The 11,025-nt window shown below is 61.1% G+C and carries 10 protein-coding genes and 1 tRNA gene; 8 read left to right on the top strand and 3 right to left on the bottom strand.

Annotated features, from left to right (window positions below):
- The coding region (locus BV106_RS16960; protein WP_038166671.1) for a heavy metal translocating P-type ATPase at window positions 1-1,253 on the top strand (1,253 nt) is incomplete at its 5' end.
- 286 nt (window positions 1,254-1,539) lie between these two features.
- Here BV106_RS16960 and BV106_RS38605 read toward each other — a convergent pair.
- A complete protein-coding gene (locus BV106_RS38605; protein WP_265595775.1) occupies window positions 1,540-1,836 on the bottom strand; it encodes a hypothetical protein in 297 nt (98 codons plus the stop codon).
- A 268-nt stretch (window positions 1,837-2,104) separates the two neighbouring features.
- On the opposite strand from BV106_RS38605, the gene BV106_RS16950 reads away from it, so the two are divergent.
- Window positions 2,105-3,445 carry a hypothetical protein gene (locus tag BV106_RS16950; RefSeq protein ID WP_038166667.1) on the top strand — a complete coding sequence of 447 codons (1,341 nt, stop codon included), beginning with the start codon at window positions 2,105-2,107 and terminating at the stop codon, window positions 3,443-3,445.
- Between the two features lie 150 nt (window positions 3,446-3,595).
- Here the strand turns inward: BV106_RS16950 and BV106_RS16945 are convergent.
- Window positions 3,596-3,668: transfer RNA gene (locus BV106_RS16945), tRNA-Thr, on the bottom strand.
- A gap of 262 nt (window positions 3,669-3,930) precedes the next feature.
- On the opposite strand from BV106_RS16945, the gene BV106_RS16940 reads away from it, so the two are divergent.
- The 6 genes from BV106_RS16940 (at window position 3,931) to BV106_RS16915 (ending at window position 10,051) form a co-directional block, all read left to right on the top strand.
- On the top strand, window positions 3,931-4,419 hold the full coding sequence (locus tag BV106_RS16940) for a hypothetical protein (protein WP_038166666.1): 489 nt from the start codon (window positions 3,931-3,933) through the stop codon (window positions 4,417-4,419).
- Window positions 4,420-4,913: 494 nt separating this feature from the next.
- Window positions 4,914-5,585, top strand: a complete 672-nt coding sequence (locus BV106_RS16935) for a YoaK family protein (RefSeq protein WP_038166665.1) — start codon at window positions 4,914-4,916, stop codon at window positions 5,583-5,585.
- Window positions 5,586-5,802: 217 nt separating this feature from the next.
- Window positions 5,803-7,239: an ATP-binding protein gene (locus BV106_RS35750; protein ID WP_051945971.1), complete on the top strand. Its 1,437-nt coding sequence runs from the start codon at window positions 5,803-5,805 to the stop codon at window positions 7,237-7,239.
- Window positions 7,240-7,299: 60 nt separating this feature from the next.
- Window positions 7,300-7,968, top strand: a complete 669-nt coding sequence (locus BV106_RS16925) for a response regulator transcription factor (protein ID WP_038166663.1) — start codon at window positions 7,300-7,302, stop codon at window positions 7,966-7,968.
- 107 nt (window positions 7,969-8,075) lie between these two features.
- On the top strand, window positions 8,076-8,393 hold the full coding sequence (locus tag BV106_RS16920) for a hypothetical protein (protein WP_038166662.1): 318 nt from the start codon (window positions 8,076-8,078) through the stop codon (window positions 8,391-8,393).
- Window positions 8,394-8,494: 101 nt separating this feature from the next.
- The gene (locus tag BV106_RS16915) at window positions 8,495-10,051 is read left to right on the top strand and encodes a Do family serine endopeptidase (protein ID WP_265595774.1); all 1,557 of its coding nucleotides are present in this window, start codon (window positions 8,495-8,497) and stop codon (window positions 10,049-10,051) included.
- A 394-nt stretch (window positions 10,052-10,445) separates the two neighbouring features.
- Here the strand turns inward: BV106_RS16915 and BV106_RS16910 are convergent, their stop codons facing one another.
- The gene (locus tag BV106_RS16910; RefSeq protein ID WP_051945970.1) at window positions 10,446-10,865 is read right to left on the bottom strand and encodes a response regulator; all 420 of its coding nucleotides are present in this window, start codon (window positions 10,863-10,865) and stop codon (window positions 10,446-10,448) included.
- Window positions 10,866-11,025 lie beyond the last annotated feature (160 nt).

Below are 11,025 nucleotides of genomic sequence, written 5' to 3'. Positions count from 1 at the left end.
AGCGCAGCCGCGCCCCCATCCAGGGACTGGCGGACAAGGTGGCGTCCATCTTCGTCCCGGCCGTGGTGGTGGTGGCCTTGATCTCCTTTGTCCCTTGGTATTTCCTAGGTCCCGAACCGCGCCTGGCGCACGCCATCATCAATGCCGTGGCAGTGCTCATCATCGCCTGCCCCTGCGCCTTGGGGCTGGCCACGCCCATGTCCATCATGGTGGGAATCGGCCGGGGTGCCCAGGAAGGCGTGCTGGTGAAGAATGCCGAGGCGCTGGAGCGGCTGGAGAAGGTCACCACCCTGGTGGTGGACAAGACGGGCACGCTCACAGAAGGCCGCCCCCGTCTGACCAAAGTGCAGGTATTGCCCGGCTCAGAGTTCGCGGAAGAGGAAGTGCTCCGCCTGGCGGCCGCACTTGAACAGGGCAGCGAGCACCCGCTGGCGGCAGCGGTGGTGCAGGCCTGGAAGGATCAGAACCAGAATGCGGCGGTGCCGGAAGTCTCGGGCTTTCGCTCGACCACGGGTGGCGGCGTAGCGGGCATCGTGGCAGGCAAGCCGGTGCTGGTGGGCAAGCCTGCGTTTCTGAAGGACGAGGGCATCAAGGATCTGCCGCGACTTGAGGAGGCCGCACGCCAGCTCCAAGAAGACGGCCAGACCGTAGTGTACGTGGCCATTGACGATCGCGCCGCCGGCCTCGTGGCCGTGGCGGATCCGATCAAGTCCACCACCCCAGAGGCGATCAAGGAGCTGCACGCGTTGGGAATCGAACTCGTCATGATGACCGGTGACAACCAGCGCACCGCCGCTGCGGTGGCCGTGAAGCTCGGGCTGGACAAGGTTCATGCGGAGGTGGAACCCGAAGGCAAGAGCTCCCATGTGAGCGAGCTGATGCGGTCCGGCAAATCGGTGGCCATGGCGGGTGATGGCGTGAATGACGCTCCTGCCCTGGCGGCAGCAGATGTGGGGATCGCTATGGGGACCGGCACGGATGTGGCCATGCAGAGCGCCGACGTCACCCTGGTGAAGGGCGATCTGCGGGCCATCGCCAAGGCGGTTCACCTGAGCCGCGCCACCATGCGAAACATCCGGCAGAACCTCGTGTTTGCCTTCCTCTACAATGCCCTGGGCATACCTGTAGCCGCAGGCTTGCTTTACCCCTTCTTTGGCCTGCTGCTGAGCCCCATGCTGGCCGGTCTGGCTATGAGCCTGAGCTCCGTGTCCGTCATCAGCAACGCCCTTCGATTGCGGCGGGCAAAGCTGTGATGGGAGTCAGGGACAGGAGGACGATTCTAGAGACAGGACTAACAAGATTTGAATGGATTGACAAGATTGGGATGAGGGATGTGGAACTCACGGGTGGCGAAGTTTGCGGTGAACCGATTTTGCTTTGTGCCTTCGTGCCTTTGTGTGAGGATTAGGAAATTAGCTTTCCCGTGATGGTCTTCACGGATAGCGATCATCATCTTGAGACCGCAAAAGGCCGCCAGCATCTGTTGCTGGCGGCCTTTTTTCAAGTTGCCTTCAAGGAGGCGATTCTCACCCCCTGCCCTTAGCGGCAGTGGTGGTGGTGCCTGCGATGACCAAAGTCAATGTGGATGCTGCCACCGCCCCAGGACGGAGGGCAGATGGGGCGAGGATTGCAGACAGGGGGCGGGCAAACCGGGCGAGGCCTGCAAACGGGGACCCAGACCTGCTGGTAAACAGGGCGGCCGCAGTGATCATACCCGACGAACCGGCTCACATAGTAGCCGCCACCGTCGTAGTGGTCGGCTTTGGCGGTGGTGGGGGCCAGGGCTCCAAGAGCGAGGGCAATCCCGGCGAAAGCGAAGAGGAATTTGGATTTCATGGCAGTGGGGGCGAGGTCGGTTGACTGAGTGGCTGAAAGAATGGTTTTTTGTGCCGCACGGGTCCGGTCGGTTGGCCCCGTTGGGAGCCGATTTCTCCGATGGATCACTCGCGCTTCAGCCAATCAGACGGGAGCGCTGTATCGTTATTCAACTTTCTTCAAAAAGTGGCCGGAGGCCCAAAATCGCGGGCCATCACCTCCACCCAACTCCGCGCCCCCCCAACCACAGAGCGTTGCAAAAAAGCGCTTCCATCCTACACTTTATGGCATGAAGCGAACCGTCACCTGCTCCCTGTTGGTGTGCCTGATCCTTCCTTTTTCACAGGTCTGCGGCCAGTCAAATCCGGCGGTGGAGGTTGGCCGACCAGGCAAGCTGGCGTTCAAAGAAGAGACCGTGGGAGTGGTGCGGGGGCCAGGCTTCAAGGCGGAAAGCGTCTTCATGGGCACTCCCCTTGTGCTGGACGAAGCATACGCTGCCAAGCACGACCTGCCCGCGCTGCAGGCACCATTCAAGGTGGTCGTGCCCAAGGACAACAACCTCTACTTCCTGCCGGGCGGCAAGAAAACCGGGGTGCCGGAGCTGGCGAGGTTGAGCATCGCCACAGAAGACAAGAAAGCGGTGGAAATTCTTCGCTTTGTGACCATGACCGTCCCGCTTCAGCGCACGTCGGAAGATCGCTTGGTAGTTTGTGCGAACCTGCTTGCCACCAAGGCGCTCCCTCAGATCACCAGCAACTATGAGCAGGCGCGACAGCTGGACCTCTATGTGACCCGCATCCGGGGCAATGATGCGGTGTGCCTGGTGGCGGAAATGGTGAAACCGGGTAGCGGCGAGGCCTACTGGGTGAAGACGGTGGGAGTGATGCCAGCGAATTCTGAAAACGGCGTGATGGCCTTCTTCATGGCAGACAAGCAGCTTAGCGAGATCAAGACGCAGGCAGATTTGCTGACCAAGGGGTTTAGCCAGAAAGTGATCCACAGTCTGGAGTTTCTGCCGGTGACCACTGTCGCGGATGCTCCATCAAGTGAGGGCTCCAAATCCGCGTCCGAAGCCCTCCGATCCTGGGCAGGAACCGCAGCGCAAGCTCGTACGACCTCCAAAGAGGTGGCCCCCTCCCCTGGGAACGCAGATTCTCTCAAGGCACTCTTCGAGAAGTACCATGCCGCTCTCATGACTCAGGATGCGGCGACGGCAGCACTCATCGTGCGAGACCTGCTGCCGGATGAGACCCGGCTTCAATCGGCCATTGGAGGAGGAGCCACTCCAGAGATCTGGGCGAAGATCAAGGCGTTCCATGATCAACTCCCAAAGACCGACGATGCGGCTCTGGCAAAACTCCTGGCGGCCAAGCCCGCTCAAACGATGGTCGAAGTGCACGGAGCCACCACAGAGGAGATTGCCCAGTACGCCGTGGGTTCCGTGGCGTTTGCAGAGTTTCCCGGTGCCACCCGGGATCTGGCGAAGGCCGGAATCCTCAAGCCCGGCGTGACGTTCTTCGAGGTGGAGTTCCTCGAACCCGGCGCAGAGGCGGGCATGAAGTATCACCTGTTCTACTGGGACGGTGCAAGCTGGTCCATGCTGGGTCCCGTGTGGCGGGCGATCAAGTGAGCTGGGGCCTTGTGGCGACTTGGGAATGAGGTAACAACCACAGAGTCACAGAGAACACAGAGTGTGAATACAAAGGGTCGCAAAGAGTCTGCTTTCTGCCGGATGAGAGCATTCTATGTGCTCTCCGGAATTCTCTGAATTCCTAAAGAGAGCCGGTTGTCGGACTCGAACCGACGACCTGCTGATTACAAATCAGCTGCTCTACCAACTGAGCTAAACCGGCTTTCTCTCCAGACGGGAAGGTCCAGAACTGCCCTTTCGGGCGTGGAACTGGGACAATAACCGGAACAGAGCGGAGGACAACCAAAATTGTGCAACCGGTGCAGGAAGTACCGGGGAGCAAACAACCCAGCGGACGCTGGTCGAATGGGTGGGCTCTGTGGTAAAATGCCACCAACATGAGTCCAAGGGCAGATTGCTGCCCTGCCGGCGGGTTCAGGTGTAGAGCGAACCGGCCGGACAATTCAACTTCCACAAGCACCGCCATGAAACTCACGTTCGAGCACGTTCACGTGATGATCAACCACCTGCCCATCCATGGGCTGGCCATCGCCCTGCTCGCATTGGCAGGGGCGATGGTGATCCGGTCACGCCCTGCCCAATTGATCGCCCTGGCCCTGACGGTTTTCTGCTCGGCGATGGTGCTGCTGGTCAGCTACACGGGCAACCAGGCTTTTGATGTGGTGATCGCCCTGACCGATGACCCTGGCACCGAGTGGCTGGATGAGCACAGCCGCAGGGCTGGGCTAGTGGCCCCGGTGTACTATGCCGCGGCAGCCCTGGGCCTGGCGGCCATCTTTCTGCCACTGCGCTGGCCAAAAAGCGCAGTGCCTCTGGCCGCCATCACTCTGGCTCTGGGCGCGGCAGCCATGCTGGGAGGCGGCTGGATCGCCCGGGCGGGTGGCCAGATTCGACATCCGGAATTGCGGGTGGAGGTGCCCGCAAAGGTGGAGGAAGGGAAAGTGGAGGGTTGAGGGAGGAGCGGAGCATTTTAAAGCCGCCATTAAATGGTCATTTAAGGTAGGTGCGCCTTCCTCGCTGACCTTGCGGCATTGAGCGCCAGTTGCCGACATACCAGGCGAAAGCGGTGTCGAGCCACCGGCACTCCAAGACGCTTCGCGTAGCGGGATGCGGTGGGAGGATCGACGCAGGCCGTAGATGGATATTTTGACAAGGCCCGTCCTGATTCACGCCAGTGTCTTGGAGTGCTGGCCGCTTGACACGGCTTTCGTCAGTCGATTGTAATTTCCTAGATCTTAAATCATTCAAGGGGTAAGAGACCTGGCATCGCCCAAAGCTATCTGACCGCTCCTTCCTCTTTGTGCCTTCGTGCCTTTGTGTGAGGCAAATCAGGCCTTCTGGCCCAGCTTCTGCCTCGGCCTTGCATCCTTTCCCGGCCTCTCTATCGTCCCCTAAAGCAGCGTTTTCCTCGCTCCCCTCCTTTACCGATCTTTCCAATCTAGAAATCATGATCTCCCGGCTCCCGCGATGGGTTGGCACCGGTGCATGGGCACTGGCGATGGTGGCTGGCATGGTGAATGTGGTGGGGTTCTTAAGCTTCGAGCATCAGGCGGTGACGCACCTCACCGGCACTACCTCCATGCTGGCCGCCGCAATCGCGGAGGGGAACACAAGTGGGGCATTGCATCTGGCCGCGGTGGCGGGTTCATTTCTTCTGGGCGCGGTGCTGAGCGGCATGATCATTCAGGACAGCACGCTGAAGCTCGGTCGGCGGTACGGCGTGGCGCTGGTGCTGGAGGCTCTGATGCTGGCGGCGGCTGTGCCGCTGCTTCAGGCGCATCGCGATGCGGGCGCCTATCTGGCCTCCTGTGCTTGTGGACTGCAGAATGCCATGGCCACCACCTACAGCGGGTCCGTGATCCGCACCACGCACCTCTCCGGCATGTTCACGGATCTGGGCATCTTTCTGGGGCACGCCGTGCGAGGCCTTCCCGTGGACGGACGACGCCTTCGCATCGCATTGCTCATCATCACTGGATTCTTCTGCGGCGGCATCGCGGGAGCTCTGGCCTTCCACCGCTGGTCCTACCCTGCCCTGTACTTTCCCGCAACCGTGACCGGAGCGGCAGGGCTGGGATACGGGCTTTACAAGCTGAGGAGGGAGAAGAGGGGCGGGTAGAATAGAAAACTTCAAAATCCAAATCTCAAAATTCAATATTCAAGACAGCCGCCCCCATACTTCAAGACTGGCTCACGAAGAGCCAACCATTCCTTTGGCATTTGGCATTTGGCATTTGGCATTTGAAGTTTGAAGTTTGAAGTTTGAAGTTTGGCATTTGAACTTTCCCCCACCTTCCATTTGCTTTCGATTCAGCAGGGACAACGGTTGATTCAGGATGAGCTTGCCGTCTTCCAAGACACCGGGCAAAGGAGGTTCGCTGAACATCTCCCTGCCCATGCGGCTGACTGCTCCGCTGCTGGTGCTGATCTTTGGAGTGATGGCCACCTGGCTGAACTACACGCTTACGCTGGATGCCAATCTGGCGAGGGATCTCTCGTCCGTACGGCAACGCGCCGGAGGCGTGGCAGCTCGGTTGGCGGCGATGAGCGAGCACCTGCTGGCGGACAATCTACAGCGGGTGGTGAAGCTCGAGCTGACCAGCATGTTCGATGTACCGGAACTGGTCTCGGCGGGGATTGTGGACAGCCGGGGGATCATTCTGGCAGACTCCTCCGGGCAGTGGGCAGGGTTTCCTGTGCAAGGGACGACACTGGCCCCAGCGGCCACCCTGATCCGGCCGGTGAACAAGGTGGTGATCGAGATCGGTGAAAATGCGGAACGCGTGTACGCCGCCAGCCCCTTCGCCCTGCCGCGTGGCGGGGTGGGCTGGGCGCTGGCAGAGCTGAACCGGCAGCAGGCCATCAACGGTGCACGTGAGGATGCCAGGACACAGTTCTACTGGATCTCCGGGGCCATGGCGCTCCTGAGCTTCATGCTGTGGGCCATTTTGCACTATGGCTATGCCAGCCGCATCGCCAGATTGGCCGGAGGCATCCAGGAGTGGGGCGCAGGACGTCGGGACCGTCATCACATGCCGGGGGGCAGAGACGAGGTGGGCAGACTCGCAGAAGTCTTCAATACCATGGCCGACCGGCTGCAATCCCAGGAGATCGACAAGCTGCGGCTGGAGCGGGAGGTGTTGAACATTTCTGAGCGGGAGCGCCGACGCATCGGTCACGACTTGCACGACAGCCTGGGGCAACGGCTCACCGCCGCCTCCATGACAGCCAATGCGATGCTGGAACAACTCAAAGACACGGCCCCCTCCCTGGCGGCTCATGGCGGGCTGGTGGCGCAACAACTGCGCGAGGCGATTGCCGAGGCTCGATCCCTCTCTCACGGCCTGGCTCCCGTCAGCCTGGAGGCAGACGGTCTCATGGCAGCGCTGCAGGAACTGGCCACCAGTGTGTCCCGCAGCGGGAAGGTGCGCTGTGTGCTGGACTGCCCCCAACTGGTCCTGCTGCCCAATGTGGAAACGGCCACGCATCTCTTCCGTATGGCCCAGGAGGCCGTGAACAATGCCCTGAAACACGCCTCCGCCTCGGAGATCCGCATCGGGCTGGAAGTGCAGGGAGACAACGTCATCCTGGAGGTGGACGATGACGGTGTCGGCCTGGAAGAAACTTCCACCACTCCCGGAGAAAACTCCGAAGCCCACGGCCTGGGCTTGCGAGTGATGAGATACCGGGCGCAACTCATCGATGGCCAAGTCGAGTTTGGCCCTGCACCTGCAGGCGGCACCCGGGTGCGCTGCGTGGCCCCGGCGAGGTGACAAAACAACGCTCTATTTCCTAGATCCTCGCGATCTCGACTCTCTCTTTTCCCGACTCCCATGCCAACTCCCGCTCCTGTCACCAAAGCCCGCGTCCTGCTGGTGGATGACCACCGCATGGTGCTTGAGGGCTATCGCTTCATGCTCAATGCCCAGCCTGATCTGGAGGTGTGCGCCACGGCGGTGAGTGCGGCAGAGGCCCTGGGACTGTTGGAGCAGGAACGTCCCGACCTGGTGGTGACGGACCTCACCCTGAGCGGTCGGAGCGGGCTGGATCTGATCAAGGACATCATGGCCCTGGCGCCAGAGACAAAGATCCTGGTCTGCTCCATGCATGATGAAATGCTGTGGGCGAACCGCACCCTGCAAGCGGGAGCTCGCGGTTATGTGATGAAAGACGCCGATGGCCCGACCTTCCTCACGGCCGTGCGCACGGTGCTGGCGGGTCAGCGGTACATGAGCGCCCGGCTGGCCGCCAGTGTGCTTGAGTCCTTTGGTCAGTCCAAACCCCGTGGCAGCAGCTCTCCCATTGAGAAGCTGAGCGACCGGGAGTTCGAGGTATTTCGCCTCTTTGGTGAAGGCAAGACAGCGAAGGAAATCGCCGCCCAGCTCAATCTGAGCCCCAAGACCGTTTCCGTGCACCGGGATCACATCAAGGAAAAGCTGGGCTTCACCACCAGCGCCGAGATGATCCGCCAGGCCGTGCGACATGTCGAGAGCCAGGGCTAGAGGCTTGATTGGGGCAGTAGTGCGGCGGATCAGAAGCCGCTCGTGACCGGAGGTAGGCATTTTGCCTAACGAGGGACGGTTCCGGGTCCGATTTTGCGAACGGCGGGATGTGGGAAGATGGCGTCGTGATGCACGCCAGGAAATCACCCACCCCATCTGACACGGACAGCGCATCCCCCGCGCTGCATCCCGGTGCAGGTCGGCGGGTGGCACGCGGCGCGGTACTCACGGCCCTGGTCATTGCCGGTGGGCTCAGCCTGCTGGCGGTGACCTGGTGCACTGCTCATCGGGACCGGTTGTCAGCCACCGCAGACGCCCCCCTTCCTGTTCCCGTGAACTCCGGCACCAGCCGGATCCAGCCGGGTGATGCCCTACACCCGGCGGCCTATGCCCCCCTTCCCCTCACCCCCACTCAGAACCCCTGAACCATCCCCTAACGACCATGCAACCTGACCAGAAAACTTCCCGCAATTCCCCTGACATCCACCCGGCTCCGATCGAGGAGCCAACTCCTCCTGCCAAATCCATGAAAACACCCAAAACCATCCTCGGCCGCACCGCGGCCATCGTCGTGGGCGGCGGTGCCATTGTCGCCACAGCCCTTGCCCTGGAGACCAAGATTCTCCCCAACAAAGACAGCGGGACTCCGCCGGCCATCACCCTCGATGAAAAGCCCATCGATCGCGCCGCGGGCCTGCCCATGAGCTTCTCCAGCGTGATCAAACGTGTCACCCCCTCAGTGGTGAAGATCGAAGTGGTGGGCAAAGCCCAGCCTGCGGTCGATCTCGGTGGGTCCGGCATGCAGCTCCCGTTCGGCGACTTCGGCAGTCCCGACCTCCGACAGTTCTTTGAACGTCGCGGCAACGGAGGCGGCGGCAGCAACCGGGGCGGTCAAATGCGCATGCCTCGGGAACACGGCGCTGCCAGTGGCGTGATCGCCACCGCCGACGGCTACGTCCTGACCAACAACCATGTGGTGGACCGCGCCGACAAGGTGGAGGTGACCCTCCATGACGGGCGCACTTTCACCGCCAAGGTCGTCGGCACCGATCCCAAGTCGGACCTGGCCGTGGTGAAGATTGATGCCTCGAACCTGCCCGCCATCCCGTTCGCCGACAGCAGTGCTGCGGAAGTGGGTGACGTGGTGCTCGCCGCTGGCAACCCCTTCGGACTTGGTGAATCCGTCACACTGGGCATGATCAGTGCCACCGGTCGTGCGACCATGGGCCTGGACTATGAGGACTTCATCCAGACGGATGCGGCCATCAACCCTGGCAACTCCGGCGGAGCCCTGGTGGACGCACAAGGACGCCTCATCGGCATCAACACGGCCATCGTGAGTCGTGGTGGCGGCAATGACGGGGTGGGCTTCGCCATCCCTGCCAACATGGTCCGCAGCGTGATGAATGACCTCATCACCGACGGCAAGGTGACCCGCGCCTATCTGGGTGTGATGATCCAGGACCTGACGCCCTCCCTGGCCAGCCAGTTCAAAGCGCCTGCCGATACGAAGGGCGCTCTCGTAGGCGACGTGCCTGCCAAGTCCCCTGCCGCCAAGGCCGGCCTGGAAAGCGGTGACGTGATCACCCACTTCGACGGCAAGGCAGTAAAAGATGCCCGCAGCTTGAAACTGGCTGTGGCCAGCGAGAAGCCGGGCGACAAAGCCGAGCTGAAGGTTCTGCGCGAAGGCGTGGAGAAGACCCTCACCGCCACGTTGGCCCCCCAGCCCGGCAGTGACAAAGCCATCCCTGCCAAACACAGCGGCAGCCGCGACAATGAAGGCACGCTGAATGGCGTGGGTGTGGCCGACCTGACCCGGGCGCTGCGCCAGGAAAACAACATCCCCTCCGATGTGCAGGGCGCGGTGATCACCAACGTGGAACAGGACAGCCCCGCCTGGGAAGCCGGCCTGCGCCCCGGAGATGTGATCCAGCAAATCAACCGCAAGAGCGTGAGCAACGCTGAGGAAGCGGTGAAACTCACCGAAGACGCCCCCAACGGCGACACCCTGGTGAAAGTGTGGAGCCGCGGCGGCAGCCGCTTCGTGACCGTGGATGAAACCAGCGGTGCAGTGAATCAGTAATTCAGTAAAACAATGATTCAGTGAATCAACTGAGTCGATCAGTCGTCAGTATGTGAACGGTATTGTATTGTAGTTAACTCTCAGCCTGTTTGCTGAGCCCCAAGGCGCCCTCCGTTTCGGCAAGAGACGGAGGGCGTTTGGCTTATGAATATGGCGGATGACAGGGACTGTCAGCAAACGGAGGTAGGGACTTTCCAGTCCCGGATTCGGCTGCACATTCCGGCACGACAATGGGTGATTGATCACCGTTGCTTGATTTAATGAATGCACAGCGACTGCGCTACGCACTCGCTTGAAAGGGCCTCATGGGACGCTCGCAGGGGACCGGGACAGGAATGTCCCTCCTTCCTGTTACTGATTGGCGCACCGGTACTTTCCATTGAGTCATCACTCTTCACGGAAACGGCCGACCGCGCATGCGGCTGAGAGCGACAAGAATACCACGGCAGAACTCGTCGATGTCGAATGGCTTGGAGAAGGCGGACAGCACGGCCTCGCCCCCCTGCTCCTGTGTGGTGGCAAGATCCGTCTTGGAGCCACTGCAAAGCACGATGCCCAGCTCTGGCCGCATGCTCCGGATGTGCTCCAGCGCCTCCGCCCCCGACATGCGAGGCATGGCGAGATCCAGGATCACGAGGTCTGCGTGATTCTCGGGTCGCATCAGCCACTCCACGGCATCAAGACCGTCGATGGCCAGATTCACCTTCAGTCCCACCCGCTTCAGCAGGGCGGTCATGATGGACCGAATGCTCTGGTCGTCATCGACGACGAGAACTTCGGACTGATAGGCAGGAGATTCAACGGCAGTCAGCATGGTTAATATGGTTTTTATACACTTTGTACCGAGATTGTCCAGCGTCAAAATCGGAAAGGCTTTACGCCAAAAGGGGTACTTCTTTATTACAGGGGAAATCTTCGCGAATCCGCCTGGGAAGCGGCCTGGACGCTCAAAGAGTGGAGTGGAACAACCGTTC

It is taken from the genome of Verrucomicrobium sp. BvORR106 (assembly GCF_000739655.1).
Classification (GTDB): Bacteria; Verrucomicrobiota; Verrucomicrobiia; order Verrucomicrobiales; family Verrucomicrobiaceae; genus Verrucomicrobium.
Note: the sequence above shows the minus strand (reverse complement) of the source record. Positions and strands in the feature narration are given on the sequence as shown.